The following is a 21,359-nucleotide window of genomic DNA, read 5'->3' as shown; positions in this document are numbered from 1 at the left end:
GCGGGAATAGCTCAGTTGGTAGAGCACGACCTTGCCAAGGTCGGGGTCGCGAGTTCGAGTCTCGTTTCCCGCTCCAAATTTTCACTTCTCTTCCACAGCATCCACAGCGGAAATGCGCCACTGAGGCTATTTGTTACATACGTTACACACTCTTGTGAACAGACTTATCCACAGCCTCATGTCGATAGCGCACGCTAGCAAAAACACAGACTTATTAATGAAATATTTATAACTACTTGTTTTTATGTAATTAAATTTTATTTCAAACTGTTAGCTTTATCGCTTGACGAAATTCTGCACCTTGAATTGCAATGTATTTTTATTTTTATTCACAAGCTGTGAATAGTTCAGGCATCCCGCGCCAGCCCTTTTTCAATCACCCGCACCAGACGCTGCTTCTGCGGCAGTTGCACCTCAATAGTCCCTTTATTTCGTCGTTCGATTTGTTGCGCAATGGCCCAGTTGATGTGCTCATCAAGAAGTGGGTGCTCACCTTTACGGCTTTCCAGCGCGGTTAAATTTTCCGGCTGCCACGGCGCATTACCCAGCGCAACGGCAATATTACGCAGCCAGCGCAAGTGGCCAATGCGGCGGATGGCGGAGCCTTCGGTGACTTTCAGGAAGTATGCTTCGCTCCAGGCAAACAGCTCAATTAGCGGCGGCTGGTGCAGTGCCCGGCGCGGGCTAAAGTCCTCTTCGTCCGTCAGCTGCGAATAGCGGTTCCAGGGACAAATCAGCTGGCAGTCGTCACAGCCGTAGATCCGGTTACCGATCAGCGGGCGAAACTCTTCCGGGATAGCGCCTTCCAGCTCGATGGTGAGATAGGAGATGCAGCGGCGGGCGTCCACCGTGTACGGCTCGACGATAGCGCCGGTAGGGCAGATGGTCATGCAGGCCACGCAGCGGCCGCAGTGCTCCTCCTGTGGCGCATCTACCGGCAGGGGAAGATCGATCAGCAGTTCGCCGAGGAAGAAAAAGGAACCCGCGTCGCGGCTTAAGATAAGTGAGTGCTTACCTGTCCATCCCAGGCCCGCTTTTTCCGCAATTGGGCGCTCGAGGATGGGCGCGGAGTCAACAAAGGGTCTAAAATTGAGCGAGCCGCACCGGGCCTGGATCTTTTCCCCCAGCTTTTTGAGTCGGTTACGCAGCAGCTTGTGGTAATCGCGCCCCAGCGCATAGCGGCTAACGTAGCCGAGGCTGGGATTTTTTAAGGTGCTGGCAAAGGCCGCGCTGGCGGGAAGATAGTTCATCCGCACGCTGATAACGCGCAGCGTGCCGGGCAGCAGCTCGTGGGCGCGCGCGCGCATCATGCCGTGGCGCGCCATCCACGCCATTTCGCCATGGTACTGCTTATCCAGCCACGCCTGCAGCTTAGGCTCCGACGCGCTGAGATCGGTATCGGCAATGCCTACCTGCTGGAAGCCCAGCTCGGTGCCCCACTGTTTAATTTCCTGCGCTAACTGATTGAGATCGAGGGGCTGTGACATGACGGACCATACAATGACGAAAAACCGCGGCAGTATACCACAGGCAATCTGGTCTGCAGATGACCTGCGGCGCGGCGAAAAAGAGGCGGCAGACGCGCTGGGCATTACCCTGTACGAACTGATGCAGCGCGCCGGAGAGGCTGCCTTCCGGGTTATTCGGGAGCGCCATTCCGCCGCACGATGCTGGATTATTCTCTGCGGGCACGGCAACAACGGTGGTGACGGCTACGTGGTGGCGCGGCTGGCGCAGGCTGAAGGCATTGCGGTAATGCTGGTTGCCACAGAGAGCGACAAGCCTCTCCCGGATGAAGCGGCACAGGCGCGGGAGGCCTGGCTCAGCGCCGGCGGCACTGTTCACAGCCCTGACGCGCCCTGGCCAGCAGAGGGCGATCTGATTGTTGACGCGCTGCTCGGTACCGGCCTCAAGAGCGCGCCGCGCCCCGATGTGGCTGACCTGATTGACCGGTCAAACCTCCATCCGGTGGCGAAAGTGGCGCTGGATATTCCCTCTGGCCTGCTGGCGGACACTGGCGCGACCCCCGGCTGCGTAATTAACGCTGCCGATACTGTCACCTTTATCGCCCTCAAGCCGGGTCTGCTGACCGGCAAGGCGCGCGACGTTGTCGGCAAGCTTCACTATCACGCGCTGGGATTGGATAGCTGGCTTGAAGGCCAGCCGGTCACGATGATCCGGCTGGATGCCGGCCAGCTGGCGCGGTGGTTCAGGCCGCGGCGGCCAACGTCAAACAAAGGCGACCACGGCAAGCTGGTGGTTATCGGCGGTGACAGCGGCACCGCAGGCGCTATCCGAATGACCGGCGAAGCGGCGCTGCGGGCCGGGGCCGGGCTGGTGAGGGTGCTGACCCGGGCCGAAAATATTGCGCCGCTGATAACCGCCAGGCCGGAGCTGATGGTGCAGGAGCTGACCAGCGAGGCGCTGGATAAGGCGCTGGCATGGGCGGATACCGTGGTGATTGGTCCCGGCCTCGGACAGCAGGTGTGGGGCAAGCAGGCGCTGCGTAAAGTAGAAAACTTCACTGGTCCGATGCTGTGGGACGCGGACGCGCTCAATCTGCTGGCGGCCGATCCCCACCGCTGTCCGCATCGAATTATTACCCCGCATCCCGGCGAAGCGGCCCGCCTGCTGAACTGCACGGTTGCCGATATTGAGCGCGATCGCCTGCAGGCGGCCCGGGATCTGGTAAAACGTTACGGCGGCGTGGTGGTACTGAAAGGCGCGGGCACGGTGATCGCCAACGAAGAGGGCCAGCTGGCGATTGTCGATGCCGGAAATGCCGGCATGGCCAGCGGCGGTATGGGCGATGTGCTGTCGGGGATCATCGGCGCATTGCCAGGCCAGCATCTGAACCCGTATGATGCAGCCTGCGCCGGCTGCGTGGCGCACGGCGCGGCCGCAGATATTCTGGCGGCCCGCAGCGGAACGCGCGGTATGCTGGCAAGCGATCTCTTTTCCACGCTCAGGCGTGTTGTTAACCCGGATGTAACTGACCTGAACCATGACTAATCGAGCGATTATTCTGCCTGATGAGCAGGCAACCCTGGACCTGGGCAAGCACCTTGCGCAGGCCTGCACTGGCGCAACTGTGATTTATCTGTATGGCGATCTGGGCGCCGGAAAAACGACGTTCAGCCGCGGCTTTCTGCAGGCGCTTGGCCATCAGGGCAACGTTAAAAGCCCGACCTATACCCTGGTAGAGCCCTACGCGCTCGAAAACCTGACGGTATACCACTTCGATTTATACCGCCTTGCGGATCCGGAAGAGCTGGAGTTTATGGGCATTCGGGACTATTTCACCGACGAAGCTATCTGCCTCGTCGAATGGCCGCAGCAGGGTGAAGGCGTGCTGCCGGCGCCGGACATTGAAATACATATGACTTACCAGGATCGGGGGCGAGAAGCGCGCGTTGCGGCGCTCTCACCGCGAGGTGAATCTTTACTGGCGAGATTTGCCGGATAATCAGAGGGATCGAGGATGATTTGTCGCGCTAAATGTATGTTGGCTGCCTGTTTAATGCTGTTCGGACTGCAGGCGATGGCGGCAAGTTTGTCCGACATTCAGGTTTCTAACGGCGATAAGCAGGCCCGCATCACTTTCAGCTTTATGGGCGATCCTGAATATGCCTTTAGCCAGGAAGGCAGGCGCAGCGTGGCGCTCGACATCAAGCAAACCGGGGTTATTCAGGGGCTGCCGCTCAATTTTAGCGGTAACAATCTGGTGCGGGCTATCCGCGCGGGTACGCCGAAAGATGCCCAGACGCTGCGGCTGGTGGTCGATCTCACGGCCAACGGAAAAACCCGCGCCGTTAAGCAGTGCAGCGGTGCCGCCTGTAAAGTGGTGTTCACGATTGACGCAGACGAACCGCCGCCGCCTCCACCGCCGCAGCCGGTTGTGACCCGCCAGGCAGAGGTTCCCGTAGCCGCCGCCCGGCCGTCGCAGCCCGCCAAAAATCCGTTTCGGGCGCAAAACGATCGCATCACCGGCGTCATCAACAGCAATCCCGTTACTCGCCCTGCCGCGCGCCCGCGCCCGGCCAGCGCCGGGAATGGCCAGGTGATTGTTGCCATTGATGCCGGCCACGGCGGTCAGGATCCCGGCGCTATTGGCGCGGGCGGCACCAAAGAAAAGAATGTCACTATCGCTATCGCCCGCAAGCTGCAGGCGCTACTGAATGCCGATCCGATGTTTAAGCCGGTTCTTACCCGTAACGGCGACTATTTTATTTCAGTAATGGGGCGATCGGACGTGGCGCGTAAGCAAAACGCCAACTTTCTGGTGTCGATTCACGCCGACGCCGCGCCGAACCGCGATGCCACCGGCGCCTCGGTGTGGGTACTCTCCAACCGGCGCGCCAACAGCGAAATGGCCGGGTGGCTTGAGCAGCACGAGAAGCAGTCCGAGCTGCTCGGCGGCGCCGGTGACGTGCTGGCGAACAGCCAGTCCGATCCTTATCTGAGCCAGGCGGTGCTGGATTTACAGTTCGGTCATTCCCAGCGGGTCGGGTATGATGTGGCGGTTGACGTTCTCAGGCAGCTGGGTCGCGTGGGCAATATTCACAAGCGCCGCCCGGAACATGCCAGCCTGGGCGTGCTGCGCTCGCCGGATATTCCGTCGATCCTGGTTGAAACGGGCTTTATCAGTAACGGCAGTGAAGAGCGGCTTCTCGCCAGTGATAGCTATCAGCAGGAGATAGCCGACGCCATATACGGCGGCCTGCGTTCTTATTTTTCACGTAATCCTCTGCAGTCCGGCCCGCGAGGCGCAGCCGCACAGACCGCCAGCGCGGGCGGAGTTTTCAGCCAATAAGGAGTATTTCATGCCGATTCAGGTTTTGCCGCCCCAGCTTGCAAACCAGATTGCCGCAGGTGAAGTGGTAGAGCGTCCTGCCTCGGTGGTGAAAGAGCTGGTTGAGAACAGTATCGATGCCGGGGCGACCCGCATCGATATTGATATTGAGCGCGGGGGCGCCAAGCTTATCCGCATTCGCGACAACGGCTGCGGCATTGGCAAAGACGAGCTGGCGCTGGCGCTGACCCGTCACGCCACCAGCAAGATTGCCACGCTCGACGATCTTGAGGCGATTATCAGCCTTGGGTTTCGCGGCGAGGCGCTGGCAAGTATCAGTTCCGTCTCCCGCCTGACGCTGACGTCCCGCACCGAAAGCCAGCAGGAAGCCTGGCAGGCCTACGCGGAAGGCCGCGATATGGCTGTCACCGTGAAACCGGCAGCGCATCCTGTGGGAACCACCCTCGAAGTGCTGGACCTGTTTTACAATACGCCGGCACGGCGCAAGTTTATGCGCACCGAGAAAACCGAATTTACCCATATCGACGAAGTCATTCGCCGCATTGCGCTGGCGCGCTTTGACGTCACCATAAACCTCAGCCACAACGGGAAAATGGTGCGCCAGTATCGCGCCGTCGCGGCTGGCGGACCGCGCGAGCGCCGCCTGGGAGCGATTTGCGGTGTGCCGTTTGTTGAGCATGCGCTGGCGATTGAGTGGCAGCACGGCGATCTGGCTCTGCAGGGTTGGGTGGTCGATCCGCGCTACGCCACGGCGCAGCTGGCGGAGGTGCAGTACAGCTACGTTAATGGGCGGATGATGCGCGATCGGCTTATTGGCCACGCGATTCGTCAGGCGTGCGAGGAAAAGCTCGGCGCGGGCGAGCAGCCGGCGTTCGTGCTTTTTTTAACTATCGATCCGCACCAGGTTGACGTGAACGTGCATCCCGCCAAGCACGAGGTGCGCTTTCACCAGTCGCGTCTGGTTCATGACTTTATTTATCAGGGCGTCGCCAGCGTGCTGAGCGCGCAGCTTGAATCTTCACTGCCGCTAATAAAAGAGAACAATACGCCCGCCCCGCCGTCGCTGCCGGAAAACCGCGCCGCGGCGGGGCGCAACCACTTCGCCGAGCCTTCAGCGGCCCGCGAACCGGCCGCGCCGCGCTACGAATCATCCCGCGCGGGCTCAGGTGCTGCCGGTACCGCCGGCCAAGGCGCGGGCTGGCCGAACGCCCAGCCAGGCTATCAAAAGCAGCAGGGCGCGCTGTATAAAAAACTGCTGCAAACGCCTGAAACGCCGGAGGCCCGAAAACCGCAGGCTCCCGCGCCGGAGGCGCTGGACGGCCACGGTAGCAGCTTCGGGCGCGTGCTGACGATTATTGGCAGCGAATACGCTCTGCTTGAGCGCGGCGGTATCCTCAATTTACTGGCGCTGCCGGTAGCCGAGCGCTGGCTACGGCAGGCGCAGCTTTCTCCCGAAATAACGGAGATCTGCGCCCAGCCGCTACTGATCCCGCTGCGGCTTAAAATTTCCGCCGACGAGCAGCGGGCGCTGGAAAAAGCCCTACCGCAAATGAGCCTGCTGGGCATTGAAATCCACTCGGAAGCGCAACATGTGACCGTCAGAGCGGTGCCTTTACCCTTGCGGCAACAAAATTTACAAAACTTGATTCCTGAACTGATAGGCTACCTGGCGCATCAGGCAAGCTACGATGCCGGCACTATCGCACAGTGGCTCGCGCGTCACCTCGCGAGCGACCACGCGCAGTGGAATATGGCGCAGGCCATCGCCATGCTCGCTGACGTTGAGCGTCTGTGCCCGCAGCTGGTCAAAGCGCCGCCGGGTGGTTTATTGCAACCTGTAGATCTCGCTGCGGCGATGAACGCTCTAAAAGATGAATGATGTGACACCGGCAAGCCTGCCTAAGGCAATATTTTTAATGGGCCCTACGGCCTCAGGGAAAACGGCGCTGGCCATTGAGCTGTGCAAAGTTTTACCCGTAGAGTTGATTAGCGTTGATTCAGCCCTTATTTATCAGGGGATGGATGTCGGTACCGCCAAGCCAGATGCGCAGGAGCTTGCCAGCGCGCCGCACCGGCTTTTGGATATTCTCGATCCGGCGCAGGCGTATTCCGCCGCGGATTTTCGCCGCGATGCGCTGGCCGAGATGGCGGATATCGTTGCGGCGGGGCGTATTCCGCTGCTGGTGGGTGGAACCATGCTCTATTTCAAAGCGCTCCTTGAGGGACTTTCGCCGCTGCCATCAGCGGATCCCGCAATAAGAGCGCAAATAGAGCAGCAGGCGGCAGAGCAGGGATGGGGCGTTTTGCATCAGCAACTTCAGGAGATAGATCCGGTTGCCGCGCAGCGTATTCATCCGAATGATCCGCAAAGACTTTCCCGGGCACTGGAAGTTTTTTTCATTTCGGGTAAAACTTTAACGGAGCTAACGCAAACGTCAGGCGATGCTTTGCCGTACAGGGTGCATCAGTTCGCTATCGCCCCGGCGAGCCGTGAACTGCTCCATCAGCGTATTGAACAGCGTTTTCACCAGATGTTGGCTTCAGGTTTTGAAGCAGAAGTACGGGCGCTTTTTGCCCGCGGAGATTTGCATAAGGATATGCCTTCCATTCGTTGTGTGGGATATCGCCAGATGTGGTCATATTTAGACGGCGAAATTTCTTATGATGAAATGGTTTATCGAGGTATTTGCGCCACGAGACAGCTTGCCAAGCGGCAAATGACCTGGTTACGCGGCTGGGATGACGTAAGCTGGTTAGAGAGTGAACAACCAGAGCGGTCATTGAATGAAGTGTTAAAGGTTGTTGATGCGGGGCTTAGCTGAATGTGTAAAATTAGACCGTATCGTGCGCAATTTTTCAGAACCGTAAGGTTCTAAGTACAAGCCTGAAGGTCACAGGGTTACTCCCTTAAACCGTGGGTAAAACAAGCATATAAGGAAAAGAGAAAATGGCTAAGGGGCAATCTTTACAAGATCCGTTTCTGAACGCACTGCGTCGGGAACGCGTTCCGGTTTCTATTTATTTGGTGAATGGTATTAAGCTGCAAGGGCAAATTGAATCTTTCGATCAGTTCGTGATCCTGCTGAAAAATACGGTTAGCCAGATGGTCTATAAGCACGCTATTTCAACAGTTGTGCCGTCTCGCCCGGTTTCTCATCACAGCAATAATGCGACCGGTGGCGCTGGCAACTATCATCACGGCAGTAACGCCCAGTCTGCGCCGGCGGCGCAAGACAGCGAAGACACCGAATAAGGTTGTTAGCAGTTTGTTTCTTATAACGGGGAGCCAGCTAGTTCGGTTCCCCGCTGACTTTTTGTGAGGGTTTACGCTTGTTTGACCGTTATGATGCCGGTGAGCAGGCGGTGCTGGTACACATCTATTTTTCGCAAGACAAAGATATGGAAGATCTCCAGGAGTTTGAATCTCTGGTCTCTTCCGCCGGTGTCGAAGCAATGCAGGTGATTACCGGTAGCCGTAAAGCACCGCACCCAAAATATTTTGTTGGTGAAGGTAAGGCTGTCGAAATTGCCGAAGCAGTTAAAGCGACAGGCGCCTCCGTCGTTTTATTTGATCACGCGCTCAGCCCGGCTCAGGAACGTAACCTTGAGCACCTCTGTGAATGTCGGGTTATCGACCGTACGGGGCTTATTTTAGATATTTTCGCCCAGCGTGCACGCACCCACGAGGGTAAACTGCAGGTTGAGCTGGCGCAGTTGCGCCATCTGGCCACGCGTCTGGTCCGCGGATGGACCCACCTTGAAAGGCAGAAGGGCGGGATTGGCTTACGCGGGCCGGGTGAAACCCAGCTCGAAACCGACCGCCGCCTGCTGCGTAACCGCATTATGCAGATCCTCTCCCGTCTGGAAAAGGTAGAGAAGCAGCGCGAGCAGGGCCGCCGCTCGCGCATGAAAGCCGATATTCCCACCGTGTCGCTGGTGGGCTACACCAACGCCGGGAAATCCACGCTATTTAACCAAATCACTGAAGCGCAGGTTTATGCTGCCGACCAGCTGTTCGCCACGCTGGATCCGACGCTGCGCCGCATTGACGTCGCCGACGTGGGCGAAACCGTGCTGGCCGATACGGTAGGTTTTATTCGCCATCTGCCGCACGATCTGGTGGCTGCGTTTAAAGCTACGCTGCAAGAGACGCGTCAGGCAACGCTGCTCCTGCACGTTATTGACGCCGCAGATGTCCGGGTACAGGAAAATATTGACGCGGTTAACATCGTCCTTGATGAAATTGACGCCATCGAGATCCCGACGCTGCTGGTGATGAATAAGGTCGATGTGCTGGAAGATTTCGAGCCGCGCATTGACAGAGATGAAGAAAATAAACCGATTCGGGTCTGGCTCTCAGCGCAGACCGGAGCCGGAATACCTCTGCTTTTTCAGGCATTAACGGAACGTCTTTCCGGCGAGGTTGCGCAGCACACGCTGCGCCTGCCGCCGCAGGAAGGGCGTTTACGCAGCCGTTTTTATCAGCTTCAGGCGATAGAAAAAGAGTGGATGGAAGATGACGGCAGCGTTGGCCTTGAGGTTCGAATGCCGATGGTGGACTGGCGTCGTCTTTGTAAACAAGAACCCGCACTCAACGACTATTTAGTTTGAGCGCGCAGCTTGCCTGAAGATATTAGCCTCGTTTGGGGCACCCAAAACTAATATGGAGCATATACATGGCGTGGAATCAGCCCGGTAATAACGGACAGGACCGCGACCCGTGGGGAAGCAGCAATAATCAAGGCGGCAACTCTGGGGGAAATGGAAACAAAGGTGGTCGCGATAAGGGGCCGCCCGATCTGGATGATATCTTCCGCAAGCTGAGCAAAAAGCTCGGCGGCTTTGGCGGCGGAAAAGGAGGCTCCGGCAACTCGTCGCAAGGGCCGCGCGCGCCGATGGGTGGCCGCGTTGTAGGCATTGCAGCCGCCGCGGTTGTCATCATTTGGGCCGCCAGCGGGTTCTATACCATCAAGGAAGCCGAACGCGGCGTGGTGACTCGCTTTGGCAAGTTCAGCCATCTGGTTGAGCCGGGCCTGAACTGGAAGCCGACGTTTATTGACGACGTAAGAGCCGTTAACGTCGAGGCCGTCCGCGAGCTGGCGGCATCCGGCGTGATGCTGACTTCTGACGAAAACGTCGTGCGCGTCGAGATGAACGTTCAGTACCGGATCACCGATCCGCAGAAATACCTCTATAGCGTAACCAGCGCCGACGACAGCCTGCGTCAGGCAACCGACAGCGCCCTGCGCGGCGTTATCGGTAAGTACACCATGGACCGCATCCTGACGGAAGGGCGTACCGTTATTCGTAGCGATACCCAGCGCGAGCTGGAGGAGACCATTCGTCCGTACGATATGGGCATTACGCTGCTGGACGTTAACTTCCAGGCCGCGCGTCCGCCTGAAGAAGTGAAAGCCGCTTTTGATGATGCGATTGCCGCGCGTGAAAACGAGCAGCAGTACATCCGCGAAGCTGAAGCTTATTCCAATGAAGTACAGCCTCAGGCGAACGGTAAAGCGCAGCGCCTGCTGGAAGAAGCTCGCGCCTATAAGACCAAGACCGTGCTGGAAGCACAGGGTGAAGTCTCTCGCTTTGCGCGTATTTTGCCGGAGTATAAAGCCGCGCCGCAGATCACCCGCGAGCGTCTCTATATCGAGACAATGGAGAAGGTGCTGAGCCATACCCGTAAAGTGCTGGTCAATGACAAAGGTGGAAATCTGATGGTGCTGCCGCTCGATCAGATGCTGAAAGGCAATGCCTCTGCGCCAAAGTCGGGCAGCAGTGACACTGGCGACCTGATGCGGATGCCGACATCCTCGGACTCAGGTAGCGAAGCGCGTCGCCGTTCGACCTCGACCGACAGCAATATTATGGACCAGCGCCGCGCTAACGCGCAGCGTAACGACTACCAGCGTCAGGGGGAATAACGATGCGTAAGTCAGTAATTGCGATAATTATCATCGTGCTGGTAGGGCTGTACGCCTCGGTATTTGTGGTAAAAGAAGGCGAGCGCGGTATTACCCTGCGCTTTGGCAAAGTGGTCCGCGATCACGACAACAAGCCGCTGGTGTTTGCGCCGGGCCTGCACTTCAAAGTGCCGTTTATTGAGTCGGTTAAAACGCTCGATGCGCGTATTCAGACGATGGACAACCAGGCCGATCGCTTCGTCACTAAAGAGAAGAAAGACCTGATCGTTGATTCCTACATCAAATGGCGCATCAGCGATTTCAGCCGCTACTATCTGGCAACCGGCGGTGGCGACATCTCCCAGGCCGAAGTGCTGCTCAAGCGTAAATTCTCTGACCGCCTGCGTTCCGAGATTGGTCGCCTGGACGTTAAAGATATCGTTACCGATTCGCGTGGTCGCTTGACCATTGAAGTACGCGATGCGCTGAACGCCGGTTCCTCCGGCGCGGATGATGAAGTCGAAACCCCGGCTGCGGATAATGCCATTGCCAAAGCGGCAGAGCGCATCACTGCAGAGACTAACGGTAAAGTTCCGGTTATCAACCCGAACAGTATGGCCGCGCTGGGTATCGAAGTGGTTGACGTGCGCATCAAGCAGATCAACCTGCCGGCAGAAGTCTCGGACGCTATCTATAACCGCATGCGCGCCGAGCGTGAAGCCGTTGCCCGCCGCCACCGCTCTCAGGGTAAAGAAGAGGCCGAGAAGCTGCGTGCTGCTGCAGACTATGAGGTAACAAAAACGCTGGCAGAAGCCGAGCGCCAGGGCCGTATTGTTCGCGGTGAAGGTGATGGTGAAGCGGCAAAACTGTTTGCCGACGCCTTTAGCCAGGATCCTGACTTCTACGCCTTCATCCGCAGCCTGCGCGCTTACGAGAAGAGCTTCGAGAGCAATCAGGATATTATGGTTCTGAGCCCGGACAGTGATTTCTTCCGCTATATGAAGACGCCGGGCAACGCTAGCCGCTAAAATCCGGTAGCGTTTGACGTGACTAAAACCACCGCCGCGGCGGTGGTTTCTTTTTATCAGGACAAATCATGAACACAACAATCTGGCTGGCGCTTGCGCTGGTTTTGGTACTTGAAGGCCTTGGCCCGATGCTCTATCCCCAGGCGTGGCGCAAAATGGTCGCCGCACTTTCTAACCTCCCGGATACAATGCTGCGCCGCTTTGGCGGTGGTCTAGTGGTCGCTGGTGTGGTTATCTACTATATGTTGAGGAAAACGATTGGCTGAGTGAAAAGTGGTCGGATTTGGTCGTTTTTGAGGGTAGAAAGTGCTGTACCTGAGAAAAAGCGATGGTAGAATCCATTTTTAAGCAAACGGTGATTTTGAAAAAAATGGGTAACAACGTCGTCGTACTGGGCACCCAATGGGGTGACGAAGGTAAAGGGAAGATCGTCGATCTTCTGACCGAAAGGGCTAAATATGTTGTGCGCTATCAGGGCGGTCACAACGCAGGCCACACTCTCGTAATCAACGGTGAAAAAACCGTTCTCCATCTGATTCCATCAGGCATTCTCCGCGATAACGTCACCAGCATCATTGGTAACGGCGTAGTGCTGTCTCCGGCGGCGCTGATGAAAGAGATGAAAGAGCTGGAAGACCGTGGTATCCCGGTTCGCGAACGTCTGCTGCTCTCCGAAGCCTGTCCTCTGATCCTCGACTATCACGTCGCGCTGGACGTGGCGCGTGAAAAAGCGCGCGGTGCGAAGGCTATCGGCACCACCGGTCGCGGCATCGGCCCGGCCTACGAAGATAAAGTTGCCCGCCGCGGCCTGCGCGTTGGCGACCTGTTCGATAAAGAAACCTTTGCGGCCAAGCTGAAAGAAGTGCTGGAATACCACAACTTCCAGCTGGTGAACTTCTATAAAGTCGATGCGGTTGACTACCAGAAAGTGCTGGACGATGTGATGGCTGTCGCCGACATCCTGACCGGCATGGTGGTTGACGTTTCTGACCTGCTGGATCAGGCGCGCAAGCGTGGTGACTTCGTGATGTTCGAAGGTGCCCAGGGCACGCTGCTGGACATCGACCACGGTACTTATCCGTACGTGACCTCTTCCAACACCACTGCAGGCGGCGTTGCCACCGGCTCTGGCCTGGGACCGCGCTACGTTGACTACGTTCTGGGGATCATCAAGGCTTACTCCACGCGCGTGGGTGCAGGTCCGTTCCCGACCGAGCTGTTCGACGAAACCGGCGATTTCCTCTGCAAGCAGGGTAATGAGTACGGTGCCACCACCGGCCGCCGCCGCCGTACCGGCTGGCTGGACGCCGTTGCCGTGCGTCGCGCGGTGCAGATTAACTCCCTGTCCGGCTTCTGCCTGACCAAGCTGGACGTGCTGGACGGCCTGAAAGAAGTGAAAATCTGCGTCGGGTACCGTATGCCCGACGGACGTGAAGTCACTACTACGCCGCTGGCCGCTGACGGCTGGGAAGGTATCGAGCCGCTGTATGAATCGATGCCGGGCTGGTCTGAAAGCACGTTTGGCGTGAAAGAGCGCAGCGGTCTGCCGCAGGCAGCGCTGAACTACATCAAACGTATTGAAGAACTGACCGGCGTGCCGATTGATATCATTTCAACCGGCCCGGACCGTACCGAGACTATGATCCTGCGCGATCCGTTTGACGCATAATCATTCCGGGGGCGCCTTCCTGGCGCCCTCTGTTCCCGCGTTTTTCCCGCCTGCATTAAATTAATTCACCGCTCATCTGTCGGCTGGTTTATCATCAATGGTAGTAAGCTCCCCTTTTTCCCTGCTTTGAGGTTGATGTGCAGTTAACGAGTTTCACCGATTACGGCCTGCGTGCGCTGATTTACATGGCGTCGCTCCCGGCAGACAGAATGACCAGTATTTCCGAGGTCACTGACGTCTACGGCGTATCCCGTAATCACATGGTCAAAATAATTAATCAGTTAAGTCGCGCTGGCTTCGTCGATGCGGTACGCGGTAAGAATGGCGGCATTCGGCTGGGAAAGCCGGCCCGCGCCATTCGCGTCGGGGACGTTGTCCGCGAGCTTGAGCCGCTATCGCTGGTTAACTGCAGCAGCGAGTTTTGCCACATAACCCCCGCCTGCCGCCTTAAGCAGGCACTTTCTAAGGCCGTGAACAGCTTTGTTGAAGAGCTGGATAATTACACGCTGGCCGATTTGGTTGAAGAGAATCAACCGCTTTATAAATTATTGCTGGTGGAGTGACGAATCACTTCACCAGAGCTGACAACGGAGGAACCGCGATGTCACAAGATCCTTTCCAGCAACGCGAAGCAGAAAAATACGCGAACCCTATCCCGAGCCGGGAATTCATCCTCGATTTTATCTCCCAACGTGAAAAACCCGTCAGCCGCGATGAGCTGGGGGCTGCACTCAATATTGAAGGCGATGAGCAAATAGAAGCTCTGCGCCGCCGCCTGCGCGCCATGGAGCGCGATGGCCAGCTGGTCTTTACCCGCCGCCAGTGCTATGCCCTGCCGGAACGCCTCGACCTGGTTAAAGGCGTGGTTATTGGCCACCGCGACGGCTTCGGCTTTCTGCGGGCGGAAGGCCGTAAAGACGACCTTTATCTCTCCAGCGAGCAGATGAAGATGTGCATGCACGGCGATATCATCCTGGCCCAGCCGCTGGGTGCCGATCGTAAAGGCCGCCGGGAAGCGCGCGTCGTGCGCGTGCTGGAGCCGCGCAACGGCCAGATCGTTGGCCGCTACTTTACCGATGCGGGCGTCGGCTTCGTGGTGCCTGACGACAGCCGCCTGAGCTTTGACGTGCTGATCCCGCCGGAAGAAGTGATGGGCGCCAAAATGGGCTTTGTGGTGGTCGTAGAACTGACCCAGCGCCCGACCCGCCGCACCAAAGCCATTGGTAAAATCGTTGAGGTACTGGGAGACAATATGGGCACCGGCATGGCTGTAGACATGGCCCTGCGCACTCATGAGATCCCTTATGTCTGGCCGCCGGAAGTTGAAAAGCAGGTTGCGAACCTGAAAGAACAGGTGCCGGAAGAGGCGAAAGTCGGCCGCGTCGATCTGCGCAAGCTGCCGCTGGTCACCATCGACGGTGAAGACGCCCGCGACTTTGATGATGCGGTCTACTGCGAGAAAAAACGCGGTGGCGGCTGGCGCCTGTGGGTGGCCATTGCTGACGTAAGCTACTACGTGCGCCCGAACACGCCGCTGGACGACGAGGCCCGCAGCCGCGGTACCTCGGTTTACTTCCCGTCGCAGGTCGTGCCGATGCTGCCGGAAGTGCTTTCTAACGGCCTCTGCTCGCTAAACCCGCAGGTCGATCGCCTGTGTATGGTTTGCGAGATGACTATCTCCACCAAAGGCCGCCTCACCGGCTACAAATTCTATGAAGCGGTGATGAGCTCTCATGCGCGCCTGACCTACACCAAAGTGTGGCACATGCTGCAGGGAGACGCGGAGCTGCGCGAGCAGTATGCGCCGCTGGTGAAGCATATCGAAGAGCTGCACAACCTGTATAAAGTGCTGGATACCGCACGCGGCGAGCGCGGCGGCATCTCTTTTGAGAGCGAAGAGGCGAAGTTTATCTTTAACGCCGAACGCCGCATCGAGCGCATTGAGCAGACCCAGCGCAACGACGCCCACAAGCTGATTGAAGAGTGCATGATCCTCGCCAACATCTCGGCGGCGCGCTTCGTTGAGAAAGCCGAAGAGCCGGCGCTGTTCCGCATCCACGATAAGCCGACGGACGATGCGATTACCGCCTTCCGCTCGGTGCTGGCGGAGCTGGGCCTGGAAATGCCGGGCCGCGGAAAGCCGGAGCCGCGCGACTACGCCGAGCTGCTGGCCTCCATCGCCGACCGTCCGGATCACCAGATGCTGCAGACCATGCTGCTGCGCTCTATGAAGCAGGCCATCTACGATCCGGAAAACCGCGGCCACTTCGGCCTGGCGCTGCAGTCCTACGCCCACTTTACCTCGCCTATCCGCCGCTACCCAGATCTTTCCCTGCACCGCGCCATCAAGTATCTGATTGCTAAAGCGGAAGGTAATAAAGGTAATTCAACCCCAACCGGCGGCTGGCACTACAGCGTCGAGGAGATGCTCCAGCTGGGTCAGCACTGCTCCCTCACCGAGCGCCGTGCCGATGAAGCCACCCGCGACGTGTCCGACTGGCTCAAGTGCGACTTTATGCTGGATCAGGTGGGTAACGTGTTTAACGGCGTTATTGCCAGCGTTACCGGCTTCGGCTTCTTCGTGCGCCTGAACGATCTGTTTATCGACGGGCTGGTTCACGTCTCCTCGCTGGACAACGATTACTATCGCTTCGACCAGATTGGCCAGCGGCTGATTGGCGAATCCGGCGGCCAGACCTATCGCCTCGGCGATCGGGTGGAAGTGCGGGTTGAAGCCGTCAATATGGACGAGCGTAAAATCGACTTCTCGCTGATTTCCAGCGAGCGCGGACCGCGCAATGTCGGCAAGACCGCCCGCGACAAAGCGAAAAATGGATCCGGCAGCAAGCCTTCAGGCAGACGGCGTCAGACGGGTAAAAAGGCCAACTTTGAGCCAGACAGCGCGTTTCGCGGTGGCAAAGGCAAGAAGCCCGCTAAAAACCCAAACGCGGCGGGCGATAGCGCCCAGAAGCCGCTGAGTGCCAATAGCGGTTCCGGCGACGGCGCGCAAAAGCCGGCAAAGGCGAAAAAGAGCAAAGCGCAAAAGGTGGCCGGCGGACAGCACGCGTCCGGGGCTAACCCGCAGAAGCCCGCCAGAGCGAAAAAGCCGTCCGGCGCGCAGAACCCGGTGAAGGCGCAAAATGCCTCCGGCGCGGACGCACAAAAGCCGGCAAAAGCGAAAAGCGACACCGGCAGTAAAAAAACCAAAAAGCCGTCGGAAAAAACCCTTAAAATCGCCGCCGCCACCAAAGCCAAGCGCGCCGCGAAAAAGACGTCGGCTGAGTGATTGAAAGCGCCTCCTTATCGGGGGCGCAACACCGTTGAATTAACAGGTAACGAGTATTCTTCATGAGTGAAATGATTTACGGCATCCACGCGGTGCAGGCCCTGCTGGAGCGCGCCCCGGAGCGTTTTCAGGAAGTGTTTATTCTGAAAGGCCGCGAAGATAAACGGCTGATGCCGCTGATCCACGCCCTTGAGGCCCAGGGTGTGGTTATCCAGCTGGCAAACCGCCAGTATCTCGATGAAAAAAGCGAGGGCGCCGTGCATCAGGGGATCATCGCCCGGGTGAAGCCGGGGCGGCAGTACCAGGAGAACGATCTGCCTGATCTGATCGCGACGCTCGACAATCCCTTTTTCCTGATCCTTGACGGGGTAACCGATCCGCACAACCTCGGGGCCTGCCTGCGCAGCGCCGACGCGGCGGGCGTACACGCGGTCATCGTGCCGAGAGATCGCTCCGCCCAGCTCAACGCTACCGCCAAAAAAGTGGCCTGCGGCGCGGCTGAGAACGTGCCGCTGATCCGCGTAACCAACCTGGCGCGCACCATGCGCCTGCTGCAGGAAGAGAATATCTGGATTGTCGGCACCGCCGGCGAGGCCGACCATACGCTGTATCAGAGCAAAATGACTGCCCGCATGGCGCTGGTGATGGGTGCTGAAGGGGAAGGAATGCGCCGCCTGACTCGCGAGCACTGCGATGAACTGATTAGTATTCCGATGGCGGGCAGCGTCTCGTCGCTGAACGTCTCGGTTGCCACTGGCATCTGCCTGTTTGAAGCGGTGCGCCAGCGCGGCTAGCCGTACAGCGGCCTCTCCCGCCGGGAGAAGGCCGCTTCTCTTTACGCCTTCAGATCCCGCCGGTGATCGTCTTTATTCAGGGTCATCAGCGCGGCAATACTCACCGCCGCCGTCACCATCACGTAGTAGGCCGGAATATCCAGGTTGCCGGTGTGCTTAATGAGCCCGGTGATCGTTAGCCCCGCGCAGCCGGAGAACACGGCGTTTGACAGTGAATACGCCAGCCCAAGTCCGGTATAGCGCACCCGCGTCGGAAACATCTCTGCCAGCATCGCCGGGCCCGGCCCTGCCAGCATCCCAACCAGCCCCCCGGCTACCAGCACCACCAGCGCCTTAATCCCCAGCGTGCTGGCGGGCGACTGCAGAATATTGAGCAGCGGCAGGGCCAGAACCAGCAACAATACCGCGGCAGTGACCATTACTGCCCGGCGGCCCCACCGGTCGCTGAGCATACCGGCAGGAAGAATGGTCATGGCAAAGCCGATATTGGAAATAACCGCGATCAGCAGCGCCTGATTGAACCCGGTATTCAGAGACGACTGCAGGTAGGCGGGCATAATAACCAGGTAGGTATAGCCTGCCGCCGACCATACCATCAGGCGACAAATGCCAATCGCGATAGCCCGCAGCGTGCCGGCTGTGCTGGCTTTAACCGGCGCGCTGTTTTGCTGACCCTGAACAAAGCTCGGCGTCTCCTCCAGCTGCAGGCGCAGCCACAGCGCCACGCCGCCCATCGGCAGGGCGATAAAGAAAGGAATGCGCCAGCCCCACTCGTACAGCGCCTGTGGACTGAGCAGCGCGGAAAGCAGTGCCACAACGCCCGCGCCGGCCAGCAGGCCCAGAGCGACGGTGAAGGATTGCCAGGCGCCGTACAGGCCGCGCCTGCCGCGCGGAGCGAACTCGGTCATCAGAGAGACGGCGCCGCCGTATTCACCCCCGGCGAACAGTCCCTGCAGAATGCGCAGTCCCGTCAGCAGCAGCGGCGCGGCCACGCCGATGCTGGCGTATATCGGAACCAGGCCGATAGCGGCGGTTGCCAGCGTCATCAACACCAGGACCAGCACCAGAGTCGGCTTGCGGCCAATCCGGTCGCCGAGGCGGCCAAACAGAATGGCTCCCAGCGGGCGGAAGAAGAAGGCGATAGCGAAGGAGGCGTAAGTCAGGATCAGCCCGGTCAGCGGCGCTTCTCCCGCCAGCTGGAAAAAGTTGTGGGCGATCACCGTGGCCAGAAAGCCGTAAACCGCAAACTCGTACCACTCAATAAAGTTGCCGATCGAACCGGCGATAAGGGCGCGCTTGCGCGTGCCGGCGTCCTGAGTCATCTTTCGCAATCCGTTAACCAAAAAATAAATTATTCCACACATTCGCGATGATGAAATTTTAAATTCTGAACCCTGTGATGGTATTCACGAAGGTGACGCAGCCCGTGATTCGGCACCGTTGCACGGGCGAAGTTGCCCTCCGCGGCCCATACTTACCGCAAAATCTACAGGGGGGAAACACCGTGACCTGGCAAACCCACACCGTCTTCAACCAGCCGATGCCGCTCGGCAACAGTAATCTTTTCCTTTCCGATACCGCACTGCGCGAAGCCGTGCAGCGCGAGGGCGCGGGTTGGGATACCGATCTGCTGGCAAGCATCGGCCAGCAGCTGGGAACCGCAGAGTCGCTGGAGCTCGGGCGGCTCGCCAACGTCAACCCGCCCGAGCTGCTGCGCTACGATGCCCGCGGAGCGCGGCTGGACGACGTGCGCTTTCATCCGGCCTGGCACCTGCTGATGCAGGGGCTGTGCGCTAACCGGGTGCATAATCTGGCGTGGGAGCCGCAGGCCCTTGCCGGCGCTTTTGTTGCCCGCGCGGCGCGCTTTGTGCTGCACGCGCAGGTAGAGCCGGGATCGCTGTGCCCGGTGACCATGACCTCGGCGGCTACGCCGCTGCTGCAGGCACTGATGCCGGCGCCTTTTTCCGACTGGCTGACGCCGCTGATGAGCGACCGCTACGATGCGCACCTTCTCCCCGGCGGCCAGAAGCGCGGCCTGCTTATCGGCATGGGAATGACCGAAAAGCAGGGGGGATCGGACGTGTTCAGCAATACCACCCGCGCGGAGAAGGTAGACGGCGGTTTCTATCAGCTGGTGGGGCACAAATGGTTTTTCTCCGTACCCCAGAGCGATGCGCACCTGGTGCTGGGCAGGCGAAAGGCGGCCTGTCCTGCTTTTTTGTTCCCCGCTTTTTGCCCGACGGGAAGCGCAACGGCGTGCATCTTGAGCGGCTTAAAGACAAGCTCGGCAACCGCGCTAATGCCAGCAGCGAGGCCGAGCTGACCGGCGCCAGCGGCTGGCTGCTGGGGGAGGAGGGCGAGGGCATTCGCCAGATCCTGAAAATGGGCGGCCTGACGCGTTTTGACTGCGCGCTGGGCAGCCATGGCCTGATGCGCCGGGCGCTGTCCGTGGCGCTGTACCACGCCTGGCAGCGGCAGGCGTTTGGCAAAACCCTGGTCGAGCAGCCGCTGATGCGCCAGGTGCTGAGCCGCATGGCGCTGCAGCTGGAAGGGCAAACCGCGGCGCTGTTTCGCCTGGCCCGGGCCTGGGACAGCCGCAGCTCTCGCGAAGAGGTGCTTCGGGCGCGCCTGCTTACGCCCGCCGCGAAATTTTCCGTCTGCAAGGCGGGTATCCCGTTTGTGGCGGAAGCGATGGAGGTGCTCGGCGGTATCGGCTACTGCGAGGAGAGCGAGCTGCCGCGACTTTATCGCGAGATGCCGGTCAACAGTATCTGGGAAGGATCGGGAAATATCATGTGCCTGGACGTGCTGAGAGTGCTGGCAAAACAGCCGGAGGTGATGGCCGTGCTGCATGCGGAATATCAGGAAGTAAAAGGCGTGGATCGCCACTTCGATCGCGCGTGGCGCCAGATGCAGCAGCGGTTGCGCAAGCCTTCAGAAGCGCAGGGGCGCGAGATTACTCATGGGCTGTGGCTACTGGCGACCGGGATGCAGGTTTTGCGCTACAGCTCGCCGCCGCTGGCGCAGGCGTGGTGCCGGATGATGCTCGATCCGCGTGGCGACATGGTGCTTGATGCGCGCGTGCAAAACGAGGTGCTGCTGCGCGCCACGGGCGGTCAGGGATAGTGGTTCAGGCATAGAGAATCACCTCGGCGCGCCAGTTGCCGGGAGGGTGGTCTTCATACATCTGGATGATGCGGTACCAGGACGCGCCCTGTTCGTCAGCCTTGAGGGCGATCATCTGCTCGACGTCCTGCGGGCTGCCGGTCATGTTTTCCACGGAAATCAGACCGATTTCGTTCAGGCCGGTTACGCAGTCGGCGCTGGCAAACTCGGCTGACTGGGCGGTGGTTGCGCTGTTGTAAGTAAGGGCGTAGGTCATTGTCGTTAGCTCCATTCTACGTAAACCAGGGAAGATCCCGGGCAGTCCGTTGCAGACGCTCATCCCTGTCCGGCATGAGGCCCATTGTGTATCGGGAAACGTGAAGGGCTGAATAGCAATGTAAAGGCGTTAAAATAACGCGTTATTCTGTGCGGTAGAGCACAGCCTGAGCGTACCACTGCGCCGGGATCACCGTTTCATCCACCAGAGTAATCACGTAGTAATCCGCACTGGCTGCCGCCGCTTTCACCCTGATTGCCGCTTCCGCATCGGACGGCGCCCCGCGAACCAGAACGCTTACCGAACCTATTTTCTGCAGGCCCTGCGTCTGATTGCGGCGTATCTCCTGGGGAGGATTCGCCAGCGGCGGGGGCGGTTCTGGTGTGCCCTGCAGAACTGCGCAACCGCTTAACAACAGAGCCAGCACCGGCAGAATTTTACGTTGCATCGCCATATCTCGTTTCCTGATAATTCTCAGTGT

18 protein-coding genes, 1 tRNA gene and 1 pseudogene are annotated in these 21,359 nt (G+C 58.9%); 16 read left to right on the top strand and 4 right to left on the bottom strand.

Going from position 1 to position 21,359, the window contains the following annotated elements; translation table 11 throughout:
* Positions 1 to 76, top strand: a tRNA-Gly gene (locus QZ766_RS01590).
* 271 nt (positions 77 to 347) lie between these two features.
* On the opposite strand, the gene queG is transcribed toward QZ766_RS01590, so the two are convergent.
* On the bottom strand, positions 348 to 1,487 hold the full coding sequence (gene queG / locus QZ766_RS01585; protein WP_297196532.1) for a tRNA epoxyqueuosine(34) reductase QueG: 1,140 nt from the start codon (positions 1,485 to 1,487) through the stop codon (positions 348 to 350).
* Between queG and nnr the strand changes: the two genes are divergently transcribed.
* The 14 genes from nnr to rlmB all read left to right on the top strand — a co-directional run bounded on the left by nnr (position 1,486) and on the right by rlmB (position 17,496).
* On the top strand, positions 1,486 to 3,012 hold the full coding sequence (nnr, locus tag QZ766_RS01580; RefSeq protein ID WP_297196530.1) for a bifunctional ADP-dependent NAD(P)H-hydrate dehydratase/NAD(P)H-hydrate epimerase: 1,527 nt from the start codon (positions 1,486 to 1,488) through the stop codon (positions 3,010 to 3,012). The genes queG and nnr overlap by 2 nt on opposite strands.
* Positions 3,005 to 3,466 (top strand): tRNA (adenosine(37)-N6)-threonylcarbamoyltransferase complex ATPase subunit type 1 TsaE, encoded by a 462-nt coding sequence (tsaE, locus tag QZ766_RS01575; protein ID WP_297196528.1) that lies wholly within the window; start codon positions 3,005 to 3,007, stop codon positions 3,464 to 3,466. Before nnr ends, tsaE begins: the two co-directional genes overlap by 8 nt.
* A gap of 15 nt (positions 3,467 to 3,481) precedes the next feature.
* The gene (amiB, locus tag QZ766_RS01570; protein ID WP_297196526.1) at positions 3,482 to 4,813 is read left to right on the top strand and encodes an N-acetylmuramoyl-L-alanine amidase AmiB; all 1,332 of its coding nucleotides are present in this window, start codon (positions 3,482 to 3,484) and stop codon (positions 4,811 to 4,813) included.
* A 10-nt stretch (positions 4,814 to 4,823) separates the two neighbouring features.
* A complete protein-coding gene (gene mutL, locus QZ766_RS01565) occupies positions 4,824 to 6,692 on the top strand; it encodes a DNA mismatch repair endonuclease MutL (protein ID WP_297196524.1) in 1,869 nt (622 codons plus the stop codon).
* Positions 6,685 to 7,635: a tRNA (adenosine(37)-N6)-dimethylallyltransferase MiaA gene (gene miaA / locus QZ766_RS01560; protein WP_297196522.1), complete on the top strand. Its 951-nt coding sequence runs from the start codon at positions 6,685 to 6,687 to the stop codon at positions 7,633 to 7,635. The genes mutL and miaA overlap by 8 nt, the downstream gene beginning before the upstream one ends.
* Positions 7,636 to 7,760: 125 nt before the next feature.
* Entirely contained in the window at positions 7,761 to 8,066 is a 306-nt protein-coding gene (gene hfq, locus QZ766_RS01555) for an RNA chaperone Hfq (protein WP_297196520.1), read from the top strand.
* A 77-nt stretch (positions 8,067 to 8,143) separates the two neighbouring features.
* Positions 8,144 to 9,424: a ribosome rescue GTPase HflX gene (gene hflX / locus QZ766_RS01550; protein WP_297196518.1), complete on the top strand. Its 1,281-nt coding sequence runs from the start codon at positions 8,144 to 8,146 to the stop codon at positions 9,422 to 9,424.
* 65 nt (positions 9,425 to 9,489) lie between these two features.
* On the top strand, positions 9,490 to 10,740 hold the full coding sequence (hflK, locus tag QZ766_RS01545; RefSeq protein WP_297196516.1) for an FtsH protease activity modulator HflK: 1,251 nt from the start codon (positions 9,490 to 9,492) through the stop codon (positions 10,738 to 10,740).
* Between the two features lie 2 nt (positions 10,741 to 10,742).
* On the top strand, positions 10,743 to 11,747 hold the full coding sequence (gene hflC / locus QZ766_RS01540) for a protease modulator HflC (RefSeq protein ID WP_297196515.1): 1,005 nt from the start codon (positions 10,743 to 10,745) through the stop codon (positions 11,745 to 11,747).
* Positions 11,748 to 11,815: 68 nt separating this feature from the next.
* Positions 11,816 to 12,013, top strand: a complete 198-nt coding sequence (locus QZ766_RS01535; protein WP_297196513.1) for a DUF2065 domain-containing protein — start codon at positions 11,816 to 11,818, stop codon at positions 12,011 to 12,013.
* 104 nt (positions 12,014 to 12,117) lie between these two features.
* Entirely contained in the window at positions 12,118 to 13,416 is a 1,299-nt protein-coding gene (locus QZ766_RS01530) for an adenylosuccinate synthase (RefSeq protein WP_297196677.1), read from the top strand.
* A gap of 137 nt (positions 13,417 to 13,553) precedes the next feature.
* Positions 13,554 to 13,979 (top strand): nitric oxide-sensing transcriptional repressor NsrR, encoded by a 426-nt coding sequence (nsrR, locus tag QZ766_RS01525; RefSeq protein ID WP_297196512.1) that lies wholly within the window; start codon positions 13,554 to 13,556, stop codon positions 13,977 to 13,979.
* 38 nt (positions 13,980 to 14,017) lie between these two features.
* On the top strand, positions 14,018 to 16,702 hold the full coding sequence (rnr, locus tag QZ766_RS01520; RefSeq protein ID WP_297196510.1) for a ribonuclease R: 2,685 nt from the start codon (positions 14,018 to 14,020) through the stop codon (positions 16,700 to 16,702).
* A gap of 62 nt (positions 16,703 to 16,764) precedes the next feature.
* Positions 16,765 to 17,496, top strand: coding sequence for a 23S rRNA (guanosine(2251)-2'-O)-methyltransferase RlmB (gene rlmB / locus QZ766_RS01515; protein WP_297196508.1), 732 nt, complete (start codon positions 16,765 to 16,767; stop codon positions 17,494 to 17,496).
* A gap of 41 nt (positions 17,497 to 17,537) precedes the next feature.
* Here the strand turns inward: rlmB and QZ766_RS01510 are convergent, their stop codons facing one another.
* Positions 17,538 to 18,818, bottom strand: a complete 1,281-nt coding sequence (locus QZ766_RS01510) for an MFS transporter (RefSeq protein WP_297196507.1) — start codon at positions 18,816 to 18,818, stop codon at positions 17,538 to 17,540.
* A 182-nt stretch (positions 18,819 to 19,000) separates the two neighbouring features.
* Here QZ766_RS01510 and QZ766_RS01505 point away from each other — a divergent pair.
* A pseudogene (locus QZ766_RS01505) lies at positions 19,001 to 20,622 on the top strand (isovaleryl-CoA dehydrogenase).
* Positions 20,623 to 20,626: 4 nt separating this feature from the next.
* On the opposite strand, the gene QZ766_RS01500 reads toward QZ766_RS01505, so the two are convergent.
* Positions 20,627 to 20,893, bottom strand: a complete 267-nt coding sequence (locus QZ766_RS01500) for a DUF1471 domain-containing protein (RefSeq protein WP_297196506.1) — start codon at positions 20,891 to 20,893, stop codon at positions 20,627 to 20,629.
* A gap of 127 nt (positions 20,894 to 21,020) precedes the next feature.
* Positions 21,021 to 21,332: a biofilm peroxide resistance protein BsmA gene (gene bsmA / locus QZ766_RS01495; protein ID WP_297196504.1), complete on the bottom strand. Its 312-nt coding sequence runs from the start codon at positions 21,330 to 21,332 to the stop codon at positions 21,021 to 21,023.
* Between the last annotated feature and the right edge of the window lie 27 nt (positions 21,333 to 21,359).

Source organism: uncultured Pluralibacter sp., from assembly GCF_913775985.1.
GTDB lineage: Bacteria > Pseudomonadota > Gammaproteobacteria > Enterobacterales > Enterobacteriaceae > Pluralibacter.
This window is presented reverse-complemented; position numbering and strand designations above follow the sequence as displayed.

Excerpts from the sequence above, each read along its gene's own strand:
- nnr (WP_297196530.1), top strand. The coding sequence starts at position 1,486 with ATGACGGACCATACAATGACGAAAAACCGCGGCAGTATACCACAGGCA.
- queG (WP_297196532.1), bottom strand. The coding sequence starts at position 1,487 with ATGTCACAGCCCCTCGATCTCAATCAGTTAGCGCAGGAAATTAAACAG.
- tsaE (WP_297196528.1), top strand. The coding sequence starts at position 3,005 with ATGACTAATCGAGCGATTATTCTGCCTGATGAGCAGGCAACCCTGGAC.
- amiB (WP_297196526.1), top strand. The coding sequence starts at position 3,482 with ATGATTTGTCGCGCTAAATGTATGTTGGCTGCCTGTTTAATGCTGTTC.
- mutL (WP_297196524.1), top strand. The coding sequence starts at position 4,824 with ATGCCGATTCAGGTTTTGCCGCCCCAGCTTGCAAACCAGATTGCCGCA.
- miaA (WP_297196522.1), top strand. The coding sequence starts at position 6,685 with ATGAATGATGTGACACCGGCAAGCCTGCCTAAGGCAATATTTTTAATG.
- hfq (WP_297196520.1), top strand. The coding sequence starts at position 7,761 with ATGGCTAAGGGGCAATCTTTACAAGATCCGTTTCTGAACGCACTGCGT.
- hflK (WP_297196516.1), top strand. The coding sequence starts at position 9,490 with ATGGCGTGGAATCAGCCCGGTAATAACGGACAGGACCGCGACCCGTGG.
- hflC (WP_297196515.1), top strand. The coding sequence starts at position 10,743 with ATGCGTAAGTCAGTAATTGCGATAATTATCATCGTGCTGGTAGGGCTG.
- QZ766_RS01535 (WP_297196513.1), top strand. The coding sequence starts at position 11,816 with ATGAACACAACAATCTGGCTGGCGCTTGCGCTGGTTTTGGTACTTGAA.
- QZ766_RS01530 (WP_297196677.1), top strand. The coding sequence starts at position 12,118 with ATGGGTAACAACGTCGTCGTACTGGGCACCCAATGGGGTGACGAAGGT.
- rnr (WP_297196510.1), top strand. The coding sequence starts at position 14,018 with ATGTCACAAGATCCTTTCCAGCAACGCGAAGCAGAAAAATACGCGAAC.
- rlmB (WP_297196508.1), top strand. The coding sequence starts at position 16,765 with ATGAGTGAAATGATTTACGGCATCCACGCGGTGCAGGCCCTGCTGGAG.
- QZ766_RS01510 (WP_297196507.1), bottom strand. The coding sequence starts at position 18,818 with ATGACTCAGGACGCCGGCACGCGCAAGCGCGCCCTTATCGCCGGTTCG.
- QZ766_RS01500 (WP_297196506.1), bottom strand. The coding sequence starts at position 20,893 with ATGGAGCTAACGACAATGACCTACGCCCTTACTTACAACAGCGCAACC.
- bsmA (WP_297196504.1), bottom strand. The coding sequence starts at position 21,332 with ATGGCGATGCAACGTAAAATTCTGCCGGTGCTGGCTCTGTTGTTAAGC.